The 20,810-nt window shown below is 45.9% G+C and carries 18 protein-coding genes; 10 read left to right on the top strand and 8 right to left on the bottom strand.

All coding sequences use genetic code 11. The features are described from left to right. Position 1: 1 nt before the first annotated feature. Entirely contained in the window at positions 2-868 is an 867-nt protein-coding gene (locus tag LOZ80_RS16865) for a class I SAM-dependent methyltransferase (protein WP_238172458.1), read from the bottom strand. 55 nt (positions 869-923) lie between these two features. Next, on the bottom strand, positions 924-2,051 hold the full coding sequence (locus LOZ80_RS16860; RefSeq protein ID WP_238172457.1) for a peptidylprolyl isomerase: 1,128 nt from the start codon (positions 2,049-2,051) through the stop codon (positions 924-926). 176 nt (positions 2,052-2,227) lie between these two features. Here LOZ80_RS16860 and glgB point away from each other — a divergent pair, with 176 nt between their 5' ends. From glgB to cls, 6 genes are all read left to right on the top strand, one after another. Next, a complete protein-coding gene (gene glgB, locus LOZ80_RS16855) occupies positions 2,228-4,237 on the top strand; it encodes a 1,4-alpha-glucan branching protein GlgB (RefSeq protein WP_238172456.1) in 2,010 nt (669 codons plus the stop codon). Beyond that, the gene (locus LOZ80_RS16850; RefSeq protein WP_238172455.1) at positions 4,180-5,328 is read left to right on the top strand and encodes a glucose-1-phosphate adenylyltransferase; all 1,149 of its coding nucleotides are present in this window, start codon (positions 4,180-4,182) and stop codon (positions 5,326-5,328) included. Before glgB ends, LOZ80_RS16850 begins: the two co-directional genes overlap by 58 nt. A gap of 6 nt (positions 5,329-5,334) precedes the next feature. Beyond that, positions 5,335-6,444 carry a glucose-1-phosphate adenylyltransferase subunit GlgD gene (gene glgD, locus LOZ80_RS16845; protein ID WP_238172454.1) on the top strand — a complete coding sequence of 370 codons (1,110 nt, stop codon included), beginning with the start codon at positions 5,335-5,337 and terminating at the stop codon, positions 6,442-6,444. Between the two features lie 151 nt (positions 6,445-6,595). After that, positions 6,596-8,026 (top strand): glycogen synthase GlgA, encoded by a 1,431-nt coding sequence (gene glgA / locus LOZ80_RS16840; protein WP_238172453.1) that lies wholly within the window; start codon positions 6,596-6,598, stop codon positions 8,024-8,026. A 123-nt stretch (positions 8,027-8,149) separates the two neighbouring features. Beyond that, complete coding sequence (locus LOZ80_RS16835) at positions 8,150-8,353, top strand: hypothetical protein (protein WP_238172452.1); 204 nt, start codon at positions 8,150-8,152, stop codon at positions 8,351-8,353. A 107-nt stretch (positions 8,354-8,460) separates the two neighbouring features. Beyond that, positions 8,461-9,915, top strand: coding sequence for a cardiolipin synthase (gene cls, locus LOZ80_RS16830; RefSeq protein ID WP_238172451.1), 1,455 nt, complete (start codon positions 8,461-8,463; stop codon positions 9,913-9,915). Positions 9,916-10,015: 100 nt separating this feature from the next. Here the strand turns inward: cls and LOZ80_RS16825 are convergent, their stop codons facing one another. Next, entirely contained in the window at positions 10,016-10,441 is a 426-nt protein-coding gene (locus LOZ80_RS16825; RefSeq protein WP_189017713.1) for a VOC family protein, read from the bottom strand. Between the two features lie 148 nt (positions 10,442-10,589). Further along, positions 10,590-11,072 (bottom strand): MarR family winged helix-turn-helix transcriptional regulator, encoded by a 483-nt coding sequence (locus LOZ80_RS16820; RefSeq protein WP_238172450.1) that lies wholly within the window; start codon positions 11,070-11,072, stop codon positions 10,590-10,592. A 148-nt stretch (positions 11,073-11,220) separates the two neighbouring features. On the opposite strand from LOZ80_RS16820, the gene LOZ80_RS16815 reads away from it, so the two are divergent. From LOZ80_RS16815 to LOZ80_RS16805, 3 genes are all read left to right on the top strand, one after another. After that, positions 11,221-12,150: an NADP-dependent oxidoreductase gene (locus LOZ80_RS16815; protein ID WP_238172449.1), complete on the top strand. Its 930-nt coding sequence runs from the start codon at positions 11,221-11,223 to the stop codon at positions 12,148-12,150. Positions 12,151-12,178: 28 nt separating this feature from the next. Next, positions 12,179-12,856 carry a DUF7002 family protein gene (locus LOZ80_RS16810; protein WP_238172448.1) on the top strand — a complete coding sequence of 226 codons (678 nt, stop codon included), beginning with the start codon at positions 12,179-12,181 and terminating at the stop codon, positions 12,854-12,856. Between the two features lie 597 nt (positions 12,857-13,453). After that, complete coding sequence (locus LOZ80_RS16805) at positions 13,454-14,269, top strand: sporulation protein (protein ID WP_238172447.1); 816 nt, start codon at positions 13,454-13,456, stop codon at positions 14,267-14,269. 358 nt (positions 14,270-14,627) lie between these two features. Here LOZ80_RS16805 and LOZ80_RS16800 read toward each other — a convergent pair whose 3' ends face one another. Genes LOZ80_RS16800 through LOZ80_RS16785 form a run of 4 tightly spaced genes read right to left on the bottom strand, consistent with a single transcriptional unit; the run spans position 14,628 to position 19,157 of the window. Then, the gene (locus LOZ80_RS16800; protein ID WP_238172446.1) at positions 14,628-15,323 is read right to left on the bottom strand and encodes an LrgB family protein; all 696 of its coding nucleotides are present in this window, start codon (positions 15,321-15,323) and stop codon (positions 14,628-14,630) included. Then, on the bottom strand, positions 15,320-15,673 hold the full coding sequence (locus LOZ80_RS16795; RefSeq protein ID WP_238172445.1) for a CidA/LrgA family protein: 354 nt from the start codon (positions 15,671-15,673) through the stop codon (positions 15,320-15,322). Before LOZ80_RS16795 ends, LOZ80_RS16800 begins: the two co-directional genes overlap by 4 nt. 28 nt (positions 15,674-15,701) lie before the next feature. Continuing rightward, positions 15,702-17,504, bottom strand: a complete 1,803-nt coding sequence (locus LOZ80_RS16790) for a cache domain-containing sensor histidine kinase (RefSeq protein WP_238172444.1) — start codon at positions 17,502-17,504, stop codon at positions 15,702-15,704. Beyond that, on the bottom strand, positions 17,505-19,157 hold the full coding sequence (locus LOZ80_RS16785; protein WP_238172443.1) for a response regulator transcription factor: 1,653 nt from the start codon (positions 19,155-19,157) through the stop codon (positions 17,505-17,507). It abuts the gene before it with no gap. 219 nt (positions 19,158-19,376) lie between these two features. On the opposite strand from LOZ80_RS16785, the gene LOZ80_RS16780 reads away from it, so the two are divergent. Further along, on the top strand, positions 19,377-20,762 hold the full coding sequence (locus LOZ80_RS16780; RefSeq protein WP_238172442.1) for an extracellular solute-binding protein: 1,386 nt from the start codon (positions 19,377-19,379) through the stop codon (positions 20,760-20,762). Positions 20,763-20,810: the final 48 nt, after the last annotated feature.

The raw sequence follows: 20,810 nt of genomic DNA, 5'->3' as shown, positions 1-20,810 counted from the left end.
GTTACGCCTCCCAGCGTCCCAGAATGCCGCACGGAAGCTTTAATCCGGAATTCGTAATCGGCAAGCCGATTTCTCCGCTGGAGATCGTGCCGCCATGCTTGGCTTTCATCGCCATGGTCAAGATATTTTCAAGTACGGTTGACGAAATGCCTGTTGTATACGAGTTGATCAACAGGAATAACGGATCGTCCGTCAGAATCGTCTTGCACGTTTGGATGAAAGGGAAGAGATCATCTTCCAGTTTCCAAGTCTCACCATTAGGGCCGCGTCCATAAGATGGCGGATCCATGATGATCGCATCGTATTTACTGCCGCGACGCTGCTCTCTTTGGACAAATTTGAACACGTCATCTGTAATGAAACGTACAGGGCGGCTGCCCAGTCCGCTAAGATGCAAATTCTCTTTGGCCCATTGAACGACGCCTTTGGAGGCATCCACATGACAGACCTCAGCCCCGGCATAAGCGCAAGCAAGCGAAGCACCGCCCGTGTAAGCAAACAGATTCAATACTTTGATCGGACGTCCAGCATTCTGGATCTTGTCGATCATCCATTTCCAGTTGACAGCTTGTTCCGGAAATAAGCCAGTATGCTTGAAGCTGGTTGGCTTAATATAGAACGACAGCTTCTGGTCGTAAGTAATCGTCCAACGCTCAGGAAGCTCCGCGTTTTGCTGCCATTGTCCGCCGCCGCTGGAACTGCGGTGATAATGGGCATCCGCTTCACGCCATTGCGGGGTTTCTTTTTCTAACGGCCATATAATTTGGGGGTCCGGTCTTCTCAGAACGATGGTTCCCCAACGCTCCAGCTTTTCGCCGCCGCCTGTATCGAGAAGCTCATAATCTACCCAATCTTTTGCATAAAACATTGCTGTAATCCATCCTTCAACTTGTATACTTTAACAAACATCCATTGTACACCATTTATTGACTTAAATCGATATTTTCAATCAAGTCTTTCATTTCTTTTTCCGAGAATTGTTGGAACTGTTCTTGCTCCAGCGCGGTTCTCAACTGCTCTTTGACCGCGTCAAAAGATTTCACGGATCTGCTGTCCACTTTGATCAGATGGTAGCCGAATTGCGATTCCACAGGTTCGCCAACAGTGCCAACCGGCTGCTCGATCGTGGCTTTCTTGAATTCAGGTACCCATTGATTCACATCAGCATCTGCGTACAAGCCGCCTGTATCTTTGGAACCTGGATCATCGGAATATTCTTTGGCCAGCTTCGCGAAGTCTTCCCCATTTTTAAGTTTTTGCTGGACGTCTTTGGCAATTTTAAGCGCTTCTTCTTTGGTACGCGTCTTGCTGGTTTCCGTTCCTGCGTTGAGACCAATCAGGATATGACGGACAGAAGCGATCGTGAATGCATTTTTATCCAGTTTGAGGGAATCCTCATATTTGGCTTTCAATTGTGCATCTGTGATGCTGGATTTGATCACATTTTGGGCAGTGAGGTTGCCTACCAAGAAGTACTGGAGCTGGGCTTCCGTGACATTGACCTTTTTCAAATCTTCCTGGAACTTCGCGTCACCGAATTGTGCTTTCCAAGCGCTGACTTGCTTCGCAGCACTATCTTTGGCCGCACTTTGATCAGCACCTGAAGATCTGCTGTACAGGATGCGATTTTGGATTAATTGGGTTACGATGCTTTTTTGATATTCGGGATCATCCTTGGCTGTACTGTGGTTGCTGTTAAAAAGCGCTTGCAATGCAAAAAAGGTATCAAAGTCGCCTTTCGTAACGTTGCCGCCTTTATATGTAGCAATAATGTGATTCGGATTGTTGCCTACCCAGATCGTTTCGTTTGCTTCGTCCCATTCGACTTTTTTGCCTAGTGCTTCACTTACGAAGCGAAGGGGTACATAGGTAGTGCCTTCATACACGAAAGATTTGCCGTCCGCAGGCGTTTTCTCAACACCATCGAACATGTACTTCAGGCTGCGGAAAGCCACTTCAATTTGACTGCTTGCGGCGAAGGCGACAGTCCCGCTTATGAGGGAACCGATTGTCAAACCTACGATAAGTCCTTTTACTTTATCTTTCATCATTTTATTTCCACCTTTCGATTGATTGTCATTCTACTAATTCACCTGCGGCTGCGTATTTTCCTTTTTTTAATCTGAGGGAATTGAAGGAATTCTTTGCCTGCTTGTTGTATTTGTAGAGTAAGCATTTCTTACTGCACAGAGATTGGAACCAAAACGTTTGATTCAGGGAGGTTAACATGGGGGCAAATGTTGGTATACCCAGCTCAGAAGACTTATTTCTGCTTCATGAAGGTTCCCTTTACCAAAGCTATCGCATCCTAGGGGCACATGTGAGCAAGCTAGAAGGCCATGCAGGAGTACGCTTTACCGTATGGGCACCGAATGCCAAACAAGTTCATGTGCTTGGCGATTTCAATCAGTGGCTGTCCGGGATGCATCCCATGGAGAAAGTAAGTACACTTGGCGTTTGGATGGTCTTCGTACCGGAAGCAAGTGAAGGTGATTACTATAAATACGAAATTCAAAGTGAGACGGGTCAGATCCTATTAAAAGCGGACCCTTATGCGTTCTGTTCGGAACTGCGACCAGCTACAGCATCGCGTGTTGTGGATTTGGATGGCTACGCATGGCAGGATCAGAATTGGCAAGCGCAGAAGAAAGAAGTGCGGGCTTATAATAAGCCGCTTTCGATCTACGAAGTTCATCTGGGAACTTGGCGCAAAAAAGATCGATATAATGTTGAAGAATTATATACCTATGATCAACTGGCAGACGAACTCGTGGATTATGCGGCTGAGATGGGCTACACACATATTGAGCTGATGCCGCTAGCGGAGCATCCATTTGATCGTTCTTGGGGCTATCAAGCAACGGGTTATTATTCAGTTACGAGCCGTCACGGTTCACCCAAAGCGTTCATGCGTTTCGTTGATCGCTGTCACGCCAAAGGAATCGGCGTTATCATGGACTGGGTACCCGGTCACTTCTGCAAAGACAGCCATGGACTTCGCCAATTTGACGGCAAGCCGCTTTACGAATATGAAGATCCACGCAAAGCCGAGAAGCTGGAATGGGGAACGCTGACGTTCGATTTCGGCAGACCAGAGGTTCAGAGCTTCCTCATCTCCAATGCCGTATTTTGGATGGATGTGTATCATATTGATGGGATAAGAGTTGATGCGGTTGCCTCCATGCTGCATTTGAATTTCGGAAGGTGGAATGAGGAGCCGCTGATCAATCAATGGGGCGGGGATGATAATCCGGAAGCGGTCGCTTTCCTGCGTAAATTGAATCAGGTCGTATTCTCCTACTTCCCCGATGCGCTGATGATGGCGGAAGATTCAACCGATTGGCCGCTGGTAACGGCGCCCGTTCATGATGGAGGACTTGGTTTCAACTATAAATGGAATATGGGTTGGATGAACGATATGCTTCGCTATATGAAGCTGGACCCCATCAACCGCAAATATCATCATAAGTTAATTACGTTTTCGTTCATGTACACATTTAGTGAGAATTACGTACTTCCTTTTTCACATGATGAAGTCGTACATGGCAAACGTTCACTCTTACATAAAATGCCTGGTGATTACTGGCAGAAATTCGCAAATCTTCGCGTCCTCTACGGTTATATGTCGGGGCATCCCGGTAAGAAGCTGCTGTTCATGGGCAGTGAATTCGGTCAATTCGACGAATGGAAGGATCTCGAGGAAGTGGACTGGTTCCTCCTGGAGGATTATGAGAAGCATCAACAAATGCATCATTATGTGAAATCGCTCAATCAGTTTTATTTAGGCGAACCAGCGCTCTGGGAACTGGATCATTCGCAGGATGGATTCCAGTGGATCAATCCGCACGATGAGAGTCAAAGTGTAGTGACCTTTATGCGCAAAGGGAAATCACCTGATGATGATGTCATACTGATCTGTAATTTTACACCTGTCGTTCATCCTGATTACCGGATTGGCGTACCCAAGCATGGCGTCTATGACGTTATTTTCAACAGTGACGCGCCTGAATATGGCGGCTCTGGACAAGGAAATAAACTGCCGATTACGAGTGAACCCCGTCCATGGCATGATCTGAGCTATAGTCTATCCCTGTGTATTCCGCCGCTTGCGGCTGTCTATATAAAATGTAGTAGTGAATTCCAAACTGTGATTGACGAAGTTGAAGGGGGAAATCAGATATGCGCAGTAAAGAGTGTGTTGCCATGCTCCTCGCTGGAGGAGAAGGACGAAGATTAGGCGTTCTGACGAACAATTTGGCCAAGCCAGCCGTTCATTTTGGCGGAAAGTATCGGATTATTGATTTCACCCTTAGCAATTGCACGAATTCAGGAATCGACACTGTCGGTGTCTTGACCCAGTATCAGCCACTCGTACTCAACACGTATATCGGTATCGGCAGTTCATGGGATTTGGATCGCAAGTATGGCGGTGTCACCGTATTGCCTCCGTTCATGGAGCAAAAAGGCGGCGATTGGTACAAAGGGACAGCGAACGCCATTTACCGTAATATTGGATTTATCGAGCAGTATGATCCCGAATATGTACTGGTCATTTCAGGTGATCACATCTATAAAATGGACTACGATCTCATGCTTTCTTATCACAAAGAAAAACAAGCGGATGCTTCCATTGCTGTAATTGAAGTGAAGTGGGAAGAAACGAGCCGTTTCGGCATTATGAGTGTCAATGATAAGCAAGAGATTACTGAATTTGCAGAAAAACCAAAAGAAGCGAACAGCAACTTGGCTTCGATGGGTATTTATATTTTTAATTGGAGCGTATTGAAAGCTTATTTGTTGGAAGACGAAGCGAATCCGAACTCCAGCAAAGATTTTGGCAAAGATATTATTCCTATGATGCTTAAGGATGAGGCCCGCATGTTCGCTTATCCATTCCAAGGCTACTGGAAAGATGTCGGTACGATTGACAGCCTCTGGGAAGCAAATATGGATCTGTTGGATGATGAGAATGAACTGAACTTGAATGATAAAGATTGGCGTGTCTATTCGCAGAATCCTTACCAACCGGCTCAGTATGTAGCCCCAACAGCGAACATTAAACGATCGCTTGTGAACGAAGGTTGTGCGATTTTTGGAGATGTCGATCATTCTGTTTTGTTTTTCGGTGTTCAAGTTGGCGAAGGCAGTCAAATCCGCGATTCCGTTATTATGCCTAATGCCAAAATCGGCAACAATGTAACAATCAACAAAGCGATTATCGGTGAAAATACGGTCGTTGAAGATGGTGCTGTCGTGGATGGCAACGGGGAAATAATACTCATTGGTGGCAATGAACGGGTTCCAGCGAATGCCATTCAGAAGGGATGATGTCAGATGAAACAAGTGATGGGTGTCATTAATTTGGTGAATGAACCGGATGATTTGGAGGAACTGACTTATTTCCGCTGCCCGGCTTCGGTGCCTTTCGGCGGTCGCTATCGGTTAATCGATTTTACACTTTCGAATATGGTGAATTCAGGCATTGATAATGTGGCGGTATTCACTCAGCACAAATATCGTTCCTTAATGGATCACTTGGGATCTGGAAAAGAATGGGACTTGGACAGAAAGCGCGGCGGATTGTTCGTGCTGCCATCCGTATTGGATGAGCCAACGGGCATATCCCGCGGTGATTTGTACCAATTCTACTCCCATCGCGACTATTTCTATCGCGGCAAAGAAGAACTGGTCATTATTTCGCGCAGCCATATGGTTTGCAATCTCGATTTGCGTGATGTTGTACGTTACCACGAAGATTCACAAGCCGACATTACGGTTATATATAAACAGACGGATGAAGAGATTCAAGGCAAGTTTCGTCGCCTGGCAGTGAAGGACAATGGGCAAGTAACCTTGATGGAAGATCACACGGGACGACTGCGGACGAACAATATTTCGATGGAAATGTATGTGATGAGCAAAGCGCTGCTTCTCGATATGGTGGAATCCTGCCTAGCGCAAGGTTACGATCATTTGGTTCGAGATGGGATCATGAAAAACATTGATAAGCTTAGCGTATTTGGCTACAAATTTGAAGGTCATGTCGGGATCGTGAATTCGATTCAAGGCTACTATAAGCACAGCATGCAGCTTCTGAACCCAGCGATTTGGCGTGAGTTGTTCTTCCAGAAAAATTTGATCTATACCAAGGTCAAAGATGAGCCGCCGGCCAAATACTCGGATTCGGCCGCGGCCAAAAATACGCTAATCGCCAACGGGTGCATCATCGAAGGCAAAGTCGAGAACAGCATCTTGTTCCGTGGTGTGAAAATCCGCAAGGGCGCCTATGTGAAGAACAGTATCATTCTTCAGAACTGTGAGATTGAGGAGAATGTCATTATCGAGAATGCGATTCTGGATAAGGATGTTTTCATCAGCCGCGGCCGCGTGTTAACAGGCGATAATAAAGCTCCGTTCATCGCGGCGAAAACGAAAGTGATCTAAAATTTACGATTTGAAAAGATAGCTTTCAAACAGCTAAGGGGCTTGAGCGATGCGCAGGTGGCGCGTCGCTCAAGCCTCGCCACTGACCAATTAACTGAATAGCTTCGTTATCCGGGTGGCTTTTCAAATATCCATTGGAGGAGTGGGAAGATTGAACATATTGTTTGCTGCATCAGAAGCTGTGCCGTTTATTAAGACCGGAGGTTTGGCTGATGTCATTGGGTCCTTGCCTAAGGAACTGACGCAACAGGGGATGGATGTCAGAGTCATTCTGCCCAAGTATGGGGACATCCCAGCCAAATACCGGGAAGCGATGACCAAGGTCGTTAGGTTTGATATCTATGTGGGTTGGCGCAAGCAATATATCGGAATTGATGTGCTAGAGCATGACGGCGTCACGTTTTACTTCGTGGACAATGAATTTTATTACAAACGGCCTGGCATCTATGGATACGGGGATGAAGCAGAACGTTTCGGATTTTTCTGCAGGGGTGTGATCGAGGCCTTGCCGCTGCTTGATTTCCGGCCGGATGTGATTCATTGCCATGATTGGCAAACCGGGATGATTCCGGTTTTGCTGAAAGCCCATTATCAGCATCTGCCATTCTTTAGCCAGATCAAAACGATTATGACCGTACATAACTTGAAATATCAAGGTGTGTTCGATCAGTCGCTCTTGAAAGATTTATTCGGTTTGTCTGACGATCATTTCTCGGGAACAGCGCTGGAACTGCACGGTGGGGCCAGTTTTCTCAAGGGCGGACTGCTGTATTCGGACCGATTGACTACCGTGAGCCAGACGTATGCGGAGGAAATCCAAACGCCATATTATGGGGAATATTTGGACAGCTTGCTGCGTCACCGCCATGATCAGCTGACAGGTATCGTGAACGGAATCGATTATGATATTTTCGATCCGATGACGGATCCTCATCTGGTTATGAATTACCGGGACTCCTTACCCAAGAAGCAGATGAATAAATTGGCTCTTCAGGAGCGCTTGGGTTTGCCAGTGAGTGGCGAAGTTCCGATGATCGCTTTAGTGACGCGGCTCGTGCAGCAGAAAGGGTTGGATCTCATCCAGCATGTACTTTCCGAGATCTTAGCGCTGGACATTCAACTTGTTGTTCTGGGCACCGGAGAAGCGGGCTATGAGCAAATGTTCCGTGACGCGGTGCAGAAGCATCCGGGCAAGGTGTCAGCCCTAATCAATTTCGATGAAGCTTTGGCGCATCAAATCTATGCGGCCTCGGATATGTTCCTGATGCCGTCTCAATTCGAGCCGTGCGGGATAGGTCAGTTAATAGCATTGAGATATCGTTCGGTACCTGTCGTGCGAGAAACCGGCGGACTCAAAGATACCGTACAGCCGTTCAATGAGTTCACGGGCGAGGGAACAGGCTTCTCATTCAGCCATTACAATGCACACGATATGCTGCATACGATTCGCCGCGCAGTATTTTTCTACAAGAATGACAGGGACTCGTGGTTGAAAATTCAGCAAAATATGAAAAAAGGCGATTTTAGCTGGAAAAAATCGGCCCAACAATATATCTCCCTGTATCGCGAAGTGTTGAAATAAATCACGGATTCTGGATGGACTGGAGGCTCATCGCTTCCAGTCTTTTCTTCATGTTTTCTCTTCATTAATTGAGCTCTCCTGACGATAAATGGAGTACCGGATGAAATTATTGAGGAGAGGCAGTTGTTCAGAATGAGCCGGACGGATGAATGTTTAACAGATGCGGATATGTACCTATGCATGCTATTTCAAAAGCCTGTAGAGGTTTGGTTTGACGGTGAACTGGAGGACTCTGGCACCTATATTGAAGCGTATTCCGACGAAGTTATTAAAGTGGGCGGAGTCTTCTATTTAAGGAAACTGTGCCTGATTAAAAAAATAGCATAACGCTGCTGCACCCCTTATTCACCTTCCGGTGTGTAAGGGTTTTTTCGTATTTGTCATATTTGAGGTATAATGGTCGTATTCGGACAATCTAGATGTGGAGTTGAGTTATGGACTGGATATCACACGCACTTACTTTCTTATTCGTCATTAATATTATTTTGGCCATAACCGTCGTTTTCCTGGAACGCCGCAATGTAGCCGCAACATGGTCATGGTTAATGGTTTTGCTGTTCATTCCGATTCTCGGATTCATTCTCTATGTGGTTTTTGGACAAAACTTAAGCCGCAGAAAGCTGTATAAGTGGAACCGCCTCATGCTGGAAAGAGTGCAGACCGTCATCTCGGAGCAGCGAGAACAGCTGATGGATGGGACTCTGCCGTATATTGACCCCATGGTAAGCGAATATCGAGATTTGATTTATTTGAATGTAGCCACGAATGATGCCTTCTTGACGCAGGATAACGGCGTGCATATTTTCACGGATGGTGTAGCTAAATTCAGTGATTTGCTTATGAAAATTGAGGCTGCTGAATCCCATATTCACATGCAATATTACATCGTCAAGAATGATTCGTTGGGTCAAAAGATTATGCAGGCGCTGACCAAGAAAGCGGAGCAGGGCGTCTCAGTCAAATTTCTGTACGATGATATTGGATCGAGATCGCTCAAAGATGCCTTTTTTCGTGATTTCCTGAAAGCTGGCGGGCAAAAGGCTGCTTTTTTTCCATCACGCATTCCTTATTTGAACTACCGAGTGAACTATCGAAATCATCGAAAACTTGTCATTATTGACGGTCAGATCGGATATATGGGCGGTTTTAATATCGGGAATGAATATCTGGGGCTGGATCCGAAATTTGGCTATTGGAGAGATACGCATCTGCGTCTAACGGGCAGTGTGGTGCGAGCCTTGCAGTCGAGATTTATACTGGATTGGAATTTGGCTTCTTCGACCATGATTGAAGTGGATTCTCATTATTTCCCTGAACCGAAAATTTCCGAAGAGACGTCCAATGTTCCCATGCAAATCGTCGCGAGCGGGCCGAACGAAGCTTGGCCTCATTTTGTTTATACGTTTCTGAAAATGATTCATATGGCGAAGAGTCGAATTCTTCTCCAAACGCCTTATTTCATACCGGAAGAGAGTATGCTGAATGCGCTTAGGATCGCCGCACTATCTGGCATCGATGTGCGAATTATGATCCCAGAAAAGGCCGATCATCTGTTTGTGCATTGGGCTTCGTTATACTACGTAGGTGAGCTGCTCCGTGCAGGAGTGAAATGCTATCTATACGATCAAGGCTTTTTACATGCCAAAACGATTATTGTTGATGGGAGAGTAGCTTCGGTTGGGACAGCTAATTTTGATATTCGCAGTCTGAGGCTGAACTTCGAAACGAATGCTCTGATGTATCATGCAGAGACAGCCAAAAAGCTGGAGAACACGTTTTGGAAGGACATGGAGGGATGCATGGAGTTGACGCTTGAGGAATATGACAAGCGTTCTCTGCGTATTCGTTTTCTGGAATCTGTTTCGAAATTGATATCGCCTATTTTGTAGCGGGGGGACAGTTGAGAGTGACGCGTTCCCAAGTTTGCGCTTTAGTTAAAAAAACGAGCCTCTAGAATCGCTTCTAGGGCTCGTTTTAATTTAAGTATGCTTAATAAGTTTCGCCGCTATCGAGGTTAAATTGCCATTGGATGCCGAATTTGTCTTCCAGGTTTCCGTAGCACTTGCTCCAAGAGGTTTCTTGCAGCTCCATACGTATGTTGCCGCCTTCTTTCAGCTTGTGAAAGGCAGATTGGACTTCAACTAAATTTGGGCTTACGAGCGAAAGACTGATATTGTTGCCAACAATATAAGGCATGCCTGGGAATGTATCCGAAAACATCAGCGTGCTGCCGCTGATCGAAAGTCGCGCATGCATGACCAAATTTTTGGCTTCCTCGGGTATCGGGTAATCAGGATTCTGCGGCCCGTCCCCAAAGGAGATAATGTGGGGTTTTTCTAAACCAAACACCTCTGCATAAAACTCAACAACTTCACGACAATTTCCGTTAAAATTTAAATAGGCATCTAAAGACATTCAATTCACTCCTCCGCTTGTTGGGTAGTCGTTTTACCTTTTAAATTGTAACATTTTATAGTTCTAAATCCAATTATTGAAGCATATGTACTGATGTTTTGCTGAGCATAGGTTTTGGGTCACTTATCATGATGACAATACGATGTAGTCATTTACTGTGGAGAGGGATGGTTTCTGCATGATCATTCAGAAGCTGCAGCAGTAAATCCCGCAACTGACTGCGTGACTCCGGTGATAGACAGCCTAGCACCGATGCCGAAGCTTCCTGCATGGCTGCCCGGGCTTGACTTAATAAAGGCGGCGCTAACTCCGTCAGCTGCAAATAAGTCGCGCGTCGATCATCAGGATCCGGCACGCGTCTAAGGAGGTCCTCCTGTTCCAGGGAATCGACGAACTGGGTAACTGTACGGGCTTTAATGCCTAATTTGGCAGCCAAATCACTCATCTTGATTCTGCCTGCCTCTGATACGACGATAAGCAGTCGCACCCTGGGACCTGTCAAGTAAGAAGGGATGCCAAGTGCTGTTAACTGGGCTTCGAATTGATGGTGCAGCTGATGGGTCGTTTGGATCAATATTTGCAGCACTTCTCCGGCAGAAGGAATGTTGGCGGAAGGAACTGTTGTGGACATGCGGATAGAATCCTCCTTGACACTTAAATATTTAGTGAGTATACTCACTATGAGTATTGGAACAAAATATCGATACTACTCATTGTAAGCTAAAGCTTAGCGATTGAAAAGTATTTGAATAAAGGATAAACAAGGAGGCGTGCCAATCATGTCAGGAAAAATGATGCAAGCGGTACGGTACCATCAATTTGGAGGTTCCGAGGTATTGCATGTAGAGGAAGTGACGATTCCAGAACCTTCGGAAAATGAAGTTCTTGTTCGCATTGTCGCCGCAGGTGTGCTGCCTGTCGATTGGAAAATTCGCAAGGGAAGGCTTCCTATGCCGATCCAATTTCCCTATCTTCCGGGGACCGCATTCTCAGGGGTAATTGCGGAAGTAGGGGCTGGTGTAACCGATTTTCAAATTGGGCAGCAAGTATTCGGAAGAAGCACGAAGGGAACCTACGCTCAATACACGACTGCTCCAACAGCAGCGATAGCGCTGAAACCTTATTCGCTTAGCTTTGACGAAGCAGCCGCTATATCTGGAGGAGCCACGACAGCTTGGCGAGCAATCGTTGAGGATGGAAATGTACAGGCAGGGGAGCGTGTGCTCATTCATGGTGCCGCAGGAGGCGTAGGGCAGTTTGCAATCCAATTCGCCAAATGGCGTGGTGCCTATGTAATAGGAACAGCTGGATCAGGCAATATTGAATTTGTACGATCTTTGGGCGCTGATGAAGTTATCGATTATAACGCTGCACGATTTGAAGAAACGGCGAATGAGATGGATCTCGTCTTGGACACGGTTGGCGGAGAAACACTTGAGCGATCTATGTCTGTTATTAAACGCGGAGGAAGATTAATTACGATTGCAGATCAGCCCTCCATGGAAAAGGCGAAGGAGTTGGGCATCAAGGTCGTGAGGGGGAGTCTCGCGACGAGCAAAGATTTAACAGCAATTGCCCGTTTGATCGACGAGGGGATCGTACGGACAACGATCGGTCCAGCCTATACGCTGCACGAAGTGCGTCAAGCCCATGAACGCAGCGAAACGGGACATGGGAGAGGAAGAATCGTCCTTCATATCGAAGAATAACAACGAAAAGACTAGTAGGAGTGAAACCGTGTCAAGCACGATCATATCGGCAATTACGAAAGCTAACAGCAGGAAATCGCTATTTCACTTCACGAGAACGACCAATTTGCCAGCTATTGCTTATTTGGATAAGTTATTGTCCAGTTATGCCTTATATCCTGAGTTTGCAGGGGAACGAAGAACAACTGCAAAGCAAGTCCGCTATCAAAATTATCAAGTGACAATCAATGCACATTTAAGGATTTCCGAAGAGATGATAGATCCTGCTAGCACATTGGAACAATTCCGTGCATGTTTAGATCAGCATGTCTTCTTCTGGCCTACGGCGAAGGATTGCCGGAAAATGGTGGAGACATATGCCGGAAGAGAACCGGAGCAAGGCTTTGCGGTCCTCGAATTTGATGCTATTTCCTTGTTAACCGCGTACTTCGGAAGAGTTAAGCTGTCCAAATATGATTCCGGAAGCTCGCCCCGATTCCCAAAAAGCTGCACATATAGGAAAAGTCCAGCGATGTTTCTGCCGCTTGGCCAATTCCAAACGATCAACAATAACCTAGTTCCAACCAAGCCTTCTGATATCAAAGAAGTATTAATTAAAGATCATGTCAGCGACGTGTCCCATTATTTGCGTACCCTTTATATGGATGATACGAGGAATGTGCCCCCACATTGGGGCGCTCAGACAATGCCCTTGGCAAGTTTGTGAAAAAAGCATAACATCGCACCTTTAACTTAAAGGTCGTGTTGTGCTTTTTTTATGTAGAATCCTATATGTTTTTGGGTGAACGCAGAGTTACTCCAGCTTCTTCACGGCGAGGGAGGGAACTACAACTACAGAGCGGTATTATAGCAAAAAGTGTTACTATAGCGAGGTTAGGGAACTACAGTACGCTATTATAGCAAAAAGTGGTATTTTCTCGAGCGGGAGGGAACTACAGTACGCTATTTTACTGTTTTCTGGGAAATTTAGCGCTTTTCGTGGAAATAAGGCCTTGTAGTTCCGCTACTACCCTTGCATTCCTGCTTTTTGCCTAAATAGGGTACTGTAGTTCCCTAACAGGATTTGTGCCTTTTAAGAGGCTGATATCACTAGGCACCGAAGCATAACGCATAGGGAGTTAGTTAGATTTTCAAAATGCCCGAAATTTGATCAAATAACGGTTATTGAGAGCAGTGTATGAAAGGATATTTGCCTGGGCCTGGGTAGATCGTTTATTTCGGAATTTCCGGACATTGTTTGAAACCTAGGAAGATTCAGCGTCGTAATACATACTAGTTATTTTTGAATAGGGGGATTATAGGCATGGCTTTTTTTAAGAAGATGTTAGCTCGCGTCGGTATTGGCAATATTGATCTGGATACACAGTTCCATACGGAAGAATTTATTCCCGGTGAAATTGTTGAAGGCGTCATTATTGCAAAAGGTGGAAGCGTCGAACAAAAGGTGGACCGCATTTATTTTCAAATTATGACGGAATATGTGAAGCCAGTAGAGACAGACTCGAATCGCGATGGCCGAGTAGAAGTGAGAATGCAAAAGGAGAACGTAGTCGTAGCTAATATTTTGCTTGGTGAGAGCCTTATTTTTGCGCCGGGCCAAACGATCGAAATCCCTTTTGATTTCGTCCTGCCGCATGAAACACCGATTTCAATCGGCGTCAGTCCGATCTGGGTTCGAACGGGAATGGATATTGACAATGCGATAGATCCTTCTGATCGTGATGATATAGAAGTTTTGGCGCATCCGCATGTGGCCGTTATTTTTGAAGCGCTGGAGGAACTAGGCTTTCATTTGCATAAAGCGGAGAATGAATATTATCCGCAGGCCAATTACCATCTGCCATTCATACAGAACTTTGAATTTATTCCATATCAAAATGGCGAGTATCGGAGCTCCGTGGATGAGGTTGAGCTTATTTTCTACCCGGATGAGGACGGGGTTGAAATCATCCTGGAATTCGACCGCAAAACGCGCGGTTTCAAGGGGCTAATGGCAGATATGCTGGATCTGGATGAGTCCCGTGAGCGCTACTATTTCGATGCAGAGGAGCTCGAAGAAGGAGCTGAATCTGTTGCGGATCGGTTTAGAGAGATTTTTGACGAGCTGCTGGAGGCATAGTGGAGTCTAGCATCGACCTTACATAGTGACGAAGTGAAGAGGCTGTCTCGAAAGGTTAATAACCTAGCGAGCAGCCTCTTGTTCATATAAGGAGGCGTTGTATCGCCACCGCATGGCGGCTGTTAGATCCTGAAGAGTCTAACAGGAATTCCTCCTGCTATTTATCTGTGAATTGCTATAAACTGCCATCTAGCGGGAAAACCTCCCTATAATTCGGGGGTAAATCGCTGTTCAGCGGGAAATCAGCCGAATTAGCTGGAGCTTTTCCATGCAACCCCGTTTTTTCGGACAGAAACGCTCGCAATAACGGTGGATTTTCCAGTTAGCGGGGAGAAGGACTGTGAAGTTCCCTCCCCGTTTACAGATGCAACCACCAGTAAACGGGAACAAACAACAGAGACGTGACGATGCCTGCGACGCCCATGGCAAAACCGCTCAGGCTGCCTTGCAGCTCCGAATCTTTGACAATCTTGGCGGTGCCGATGCCGTGCGCGGCGGTGCCAATGGCAATGCCGATGGAGATGCCATCCTTCACGCCAAGCCAGCGCAGGATCTGTTTGCCGAACATGCTGCCAAACAGCCCTGTAAGTACCGTCAACACGGAGGTGAGCTCCGGCAATGCGCCTAAGTGGCGCGATATTTCGATCGCGATAGGGGAGCTGACGGATTTGGGCATCATGCTGAGCATGATGTCGCGGCTGCCGCCCAACAGCCCAACGAGCAGAGCAGCGCTCACAATCCCGGTAAGTGATCCGATTGTGACGGAAATCAGAATGCCAGTCATATGTTTTTTGATCAAACCGGCATTTTTGTAGAGAGGAACTCCCAGTGCGACTGTCGCTGGTCCCAGCATAAGCGTCAAGACGTCGCCACCCGCTTTGTAAACGCCATAAGGGATGTGCAGCAAGAGCAATAAAATAATAATAAAGCCGGAACAGACGAATAGCGGATGAAGCCACCGCCAACGTTGGTAGATCAATTGCGCGCAGGCGTAGGCGATTACACTGAGTGCGATGCCAAATAAAGGTTGATTTAACCAAGTTTGCAGGCTCATGAGGACTCACCATCGGTGCTTTTGCGTTGTAACTTGGAAGTGAGAAAACCTGTGATAAGCAGAACCGCAAGCGAGCTTCCAATGAGGCTAATGCCGATGGACAGCCAGTTGGATGCGATCAATGGGAAGAAAGCCATCGTGCCCACGACAAATGGGATGAAGAATAGCATCATATGTCCCGTAAGCCAAGAGGCTGTCGATTCCACCCACGCCAGTTTAATCCATTTCGCGAATAAGCATATTGTAAATAGAATGAGTCCGATAACATTGCCAGGGAGCGGCACATGCAAGCTTAACTGCATCCAGATGCCAATCAAATTAAAGCTTAGTAAAATAGCAAATCCTAACATAAATTCTCCTATCACATGATGTAATGGCTTAAGCAGGGATACGGATGATAACGGTTGTTCCTTTGCCAAGTTGGCTATAAATGTCCAGGCCATATTGCTCTCCGAAATAGAACTTAATGCGATCATGCACATTCTTGATGCCAATATGCTCTTCGTCAAGAGTATCCGATGGCTGGAATAAGCGTAAGCGCGTCTGCTGAAGTTTCTCTTCTCCGATACCAACGCCATTATCTTTGATGATAATGAGCATGTCGTTCACCGATTTAACCGTAGATACCTCAAGTACGCCAGGTCCATTCAGACGTTCCAGGCCATGAACAATGGCATTTTCGATCAAAGGCTGTAAGGAGAAATGCATGACTTGCAGAGATTCGCTGCCCGCATCCAACCGCTCCGTATATTGAATTTTATCCCCAAATCGCAGCTGCTGTATTTTCACATAGAGCCGAATATGTTCAAGTTCTTCCCGCAAAGTAACCGTTTCTTTCCCGGTCTGAATGTGAGTGCGGAATAATCGGCCAATCATGCCAACCATGTCACTGATCTCACGTTGTCCATTGATGACAGCTTTCATTTGAATGGATTCGAGCACATTGGCTAGAAAATGCGGGTTGATTTGGCTTTTCAGCGCACCAAATTGGGCGACTTTCTGCTGGACCTTGGCTGTGGAGGAGCGCTCGATATAGATTTGCAGGTCTTCGACCATTTTGCGAATCCCCTGATACAGGACGCCGAATTCATCTTGCCGGTCGCTGCTCAGATCCACATCGAATTTCCCGAGACCGACCAATTTGACTTGCCTGCTCAACAAGATAATCGGCTTTGTCACACGGGCAGACAGAATAAACATGAACAATAATGCTGTACCTAAAGATAAAAATGCAAGGGTCAGAACAATTTTGATCAAAATATCGGCTTGTTTGGTCATTTCCTTCTCATCGATATATTGAATGACTTTCCACCCTGAATAGGGGGAAGTGACGAAATTGATAAAGGAGTCAGCTGCGGAAAAATGCGCATAAAAGCTGCCCGATTGCTCTTTTAAAACGTGTTGAATAGTTGGGTCCTGCAGGTTCGTCGAAATATTGGAAATCACCTGGTTGCGGTCAGAATTGTAAATGACGCCGCCCTTGTCATCGATGATAATAAAATTGCGTTTGCTATCTTCCGATAGTTTGAGGATTTCCCGCAAGGAATCCAGGCGGATGTCAATCAGCATAGTCCCGATAGGCTGTTTACTGCCTGCCTTGTTAATCACTCTTGCTATGGAAATGACGGATTCCTTCGCATTCACACGATGAAAAGGCACGTGGGCTCCGAAAAGCACGATGCCGCCATTTTTCTGCTGGGTCTGCACGTACCAATCCTCATTGGCGAAGTCTTTGACATCATAGTCGGAACGGTTGAAATTAGTCGAGTAGAAGACGCGTGAACCTGCGTAAATTTGCACGCTGTCTACATTCTTAATGGTCATTTCAATCGAACTAATGAAGTGTTCAATGATATTGCCATAGACGATTTTTTGATCGTTCCCATTGTCGGGATCTAACGTCCAATTCTCTAGAGCGCTTTGAAGCTGGCTGTCCGTCTGGGCATTGAGCGTGCCCTTTTCAATACTTTGCAAATATTGGTCAATGTTAAAGGATAAGTTCGTCAAGATTAAGTTAGAACTGCTTTGATACTCATTTTTAACAGCTTGGATCGAGAATAAATAAATAATAACCGAGATGAGCAAGAGTGGGACGGTAATAATCAAGATCATTAGAATGAAAATTTGATGATTGACATGCTTCATCCGCAGGCGCTTTCTCCAATGTTGCCATCTGGACACTTAGGACCATCCCCATTTTTTTCTGTAATCTGTTGGCGTCATTTGGGTAAGCAGACGAAAGGTTTTCACGAAATGCTTATAGCTTTTGTAGCCGCACATCGTACATACATCCGTTACTAAATACTCCGGTTTTTTCAAACATTCCTGGGCATAGGCAATTCTGATTTCGGTGACAAATCGCATGTAATTCTTGTCTAGCTTCCGCTTGAACAGCCTGCTCAAATAAGAAGGGTTGTAGAAGAAGCGATCAGCTACCATCTGCAAGGTGACGTCCTGATCAATATTTCGTTTAATAAATGATGCGATATGTTCGAAAATAAGCACATCTTGCTGATTGGTTAGCGAGGAGCCATGTTGGTAAATCGTTCCCAAATGAGACATCCAAGCCCCCAGCCAGTCGAACAAGGCGTCAAGTGTTGGGAAATCGTCGACACATGTAAGGTTCAAAAGCTTGTCACTGTATACGCCTTCAAAGGGAATACTGTTTTTATTGGCAAAACGGATTGCCGTGCTGATGATTTCCTGTAAGTAAGACAACCATTTGGCAGTTGCAATATGCGGCATCTGGTTTTGAATTTCTCCTGATAACCGTTTTAGCAGCTCTTTGATTTCAGCTTCGTTGGCATGTTCAATGCTTGTGAAAATTTGCTTTTTGTCATGATCATCAAGGAGCATGACGGGAGCTTTCCCGTTGCTTTCATTGTCATTAGCAGAAGTGATAAATAAGCAAAGATCTGGCCCGGCATATCGCCGCAATAGGGCTTTATCCGTTTGATGCAGGGAAGGGCGTATTTCGGATAAATCGTCTGTCGCCTTGCCAATAGCGAGAAACCAAGTCGTTGAAGTCGCTTTTCCAGCCTCACGGACAAGTTGTTCTACCTGCATAGTCAGGTTGTCATCCGCAAGCGAATCATTGGAGGCATCTGCAATGGCTATTGCATATAGTTTTGACCTGTACATATACGTTAAAAGTTGTCTTGTTGCTTGGCTGGGATGTAACAAGGCGAGCACAGCATCGATCAGCTGCAAGGCTTGTTGTTTCATTGTTTTTTGGGAATACGGGAAACTGGCATTAATCGGTAGACCAGTCAGCACATATGGCTGATAGACGTATTGGTTACTCTCGAATTCATAGAGCTGGCTCAGACTATCCTCATGAATGACGCTTTGTTCTTCTTCGTCCAGCAGTTGTTGAATCCATTCACTGCCTTGGAACTGCTTGCTTTCTTTGGACATTTGGGCGAATTCAACATAGGTTCGCAGATTTTGTTGATTCTCGGCAACTTGCTTCATACAGGCATGAATAGTGGCTACGCTTTCTTCGTATTCTAAAGGCTTCAACAGAAAGGCATGCACGCCGCCTAAGCGAATAGCCTTTTGGGCATACTCAAATTCATTAAAACCGGTCAAAATAATAAATACCGTATTCGGAAGCTTGGGACGAATCATTTCGATCATTTGGAGTCCGTCCATCTCTGGCATACGAATATCGGTTATCACGAGATCAGGCTGCTCCTGAAGAGCTGTAACCATGCCGCTCATCCCGTTGTCGGCTTCAACGATGTGGCTGACGCCAAGCGCCTGCCAATCAAAGTAATGTTTAAGACCTGTTCGAATAAGTGGTTCATCCTCGACAATCATCAGTTTATACATGAATTCCCCCAGAAGATTAAGACCTACTCTTTTCTTTACCTAAATTATAACCTAAAATCATCTTGCATCGAGGTTGTAAATGCTAGAAAAACAAATAGGTCAGAATACGACCATGGAAGTAAAGACACAGGGATTCTACCACATTTGAAATTACACTATGCTTATGGCAAGGGATGAGAGATTCCCTTTATTGCAAAAAAAATATCAGGGGGTACTTAGATGAGGGCTATGAAAAAAGGTTTAATGACTGTAGTAGGCGTCGCACTTGTAGGATCGCAATTGGTTGCATGTTCGAATAATGCCAATCAGAGCACACCAGCAGCTACGCCGGACGCTTCGAAGCCGGCAGCTACGCAAGCTGCTGCCAAACCGGCAGAAATTACATGGTGGAACTTTCCGAATTTCCAAACATTAGACGGCGAAGTCGGCAAATACGAAAAACAAATCATTGCTGCATTTAACCAAAAGCATCCTGAAATCAAGGTAAACTTGGAAATGATTACGTTCGATGGCGGCCCGCAGAAATTAAATGTGGCGATTGCCTCGAATACGGCGCCTGACGTCATCTATGATGCTCCTGGTCGGATTATTGATTGGGGCAAGAAAAAATTGCTGGCTCCTTTGAATGACATCGTTACAAGTGAAGTCAAAAATGATATTGCTCCAGCTTTTTGGAAGCAATCGATGGTTGGCGATCAAATCGTCATGTATCCATTGAATACAGGCCCCTTCATGATGGCGGTCAACAAAACCGTGTTTGAGAAAATTGGCGCTCTGGATTTGCTGCCATTAAGCAGGCCGGATCGTACTTGGACCGTGGCTGAATATGAGAAAGCGCTGCAAGCTGTGAAAGAGAAAGCACCGGAAATCATCCCAACTGGCTTCTTTGCCAAGAGTACAGCAGGTGATCAAGGTACACGTGCCTACCTAGCGAATATGGGGGTTTCACGATTCCTTTCAGAAGACAACTCCAAAGTTGCCATTAATACAGACAATGCAGGCAAGGCATTGGATTGGGTTGTAAAGGCTACCAAAGATAAAATCAGCGTTGCTGGTGCTGCTTCGCTGGCAGCTGCCGATGTCAATGATTTGTTCCTGCAAGGGAAATTGGCATTCACGCTGAATTACTCGCCAGTGCTGAAAGCGCAGAACGTTTCCAACAAAAAAGTGCAATTCGAAGATGTACTGCTGCCTTTCCCAACGCTGGATGGTTCCAAACCAAAGCTTGAGCCATTCCTTGGCGGTTTAGCTATTTTCAACAACGGCAATGCCGACAAAATTGCAGCATCGAAGAAATTCATTGATTTCGTTGTCAACGATCCAGAGTGGGGCAAGAAGAATGTGATTCAAACCGGCGGGTTGTCAGCACGTACGTCCGTAACAGGTTTATACAATGATCCTGAATACAAATACGCTGATCTGGCTCGTCAATTCATTACAGATCCTCCGACCATTGCTGACGGTTACGCGGAAATTCGTACGTTCTGGTTCCCTGAGCTTCAACGTGCATTGACTGGCGGAGCGACAGGCAAAGAAGCGCTGGATGCTTTTGCCGCCAAAGCCAATGAAGCGATTACGAAAGCCAAAGCGCAAGTTGCAAAGTAAACGAAATTTGGAGGGAGGAGTAGCGCAGGCAAGAAGCGCTGCTCCTTT

It is taken from the genome of Paenibacillus sp. HWE-109, assembly GCF_022163125.1.
GTDB lineage: Bacteria > Bacillota > Bacilli > Paenibacillales > NBRC-103111 > Paenibacillus_E.
This window is presented reverse-complemented; position numbering and strand designations above follow the sequence as displayed.

Excerpts from the sequence above, each read along its gene's own strand:
- LOZ80_RS16865 (WP_238172458.1), bottom strand. The coding sequence starts at position 868 with ATGTTTTATGCAAAAGATTGGGTAGATTATGAGCTTCTCGATACAGGC.
- LOZ80_RS16860 (WP_238172457.1), bottom strand. The coding sequence starts at position 2,051 with ATGATGAAAGATAAAGTAAAAGGACTTATCGTAGGTTTGACAATCGGT.
- glgB (WP_238172456.1), top strand. The coding sequence starts at position 2,228 with ATGGGGGCAAATGTTGGTATACCCAGCTCAGAAGACTTATTTCTGCTT.
- LOZ80_RS16850 (WP_238172455.1), top strand. The coding sequence starts at position 4,180 with ATGCGCAGTAAAGAGTGTGTTGCCATGCTCCTCGCTGGAGGAGAAGGA.
- glgD (WP_238172454.1), top strand. The coding sequence starts at position 5,335 with ATGAAACAAGTGATGGGTGTCATTAATTTGGTGAATGAACCGGATGAT.
- cls (WP_238172451.1), top strand. The coding sequence starts at position 8,461 with ATGGACTGGATATCACACGCACTTACTTTCTTATTCGTCATTAATATT.
- LOZ80_RS16825 (WP_189017713.1), bottom strand. The coding sequence starts at position 10,441 with ATGTCTTTAGATGCCTATTTAAATTTTAACGGAAATTGTCGTGAAGTT.
- LOZ80_RS16820 (WP_238172450.1), bottom strand. The coding sequence starts at position 11,072 with ATGTCCACAACAGTTCCTTCCGCCAACATTCCTTCTGCCGGAGAAGTG.
- LOZ80_RS16815 (WP_238172449.1), top strand. The coding sequence starts at position 11,221 with ATGTCAGGAAAAATGATGCAAGCGGTACGGTACCATCAATTTGGAGGT.
- LOZ80_RS16805 (WP_238172447.1), top strand. The coding sequence starts at position 13,454 with ATGGCTTTTTTTAAGAAGATGTTAGCTCGCGTCGGTATTGGCAATATT.
- LOZ80_RS16800 (WP_238172446.1), bottom strand. The coding sequence starts at position 15,323 with ATGAGCCTGCAAACTTGGTTAAATCAACCTTTATTTGGCATCGCACTC.
- LOZ80_RS16795 (WP_238172445.1), bottom strand. The coding sequence starts at position 15,673 with ATGTTAGGATTTGCTATTTTACTAAGCTTTAATTTGATTGGCATCTGG.
- LOZ80_RS16785 (WP_238172443.1), bottom strand. The coding sequence starts at position 19,157 with ATGTATAAACTGATGATTGTCGAGGATGAACCACTTATTCGAACAGGT.
- LOZ80_RS16780 (WP_238172442.1), top strand. The coding sequence starts at position 19,377 with ATGAGGGCTATGAAAAAAGGTTTAATGACTGTAGTAGGCGTCGCACTT.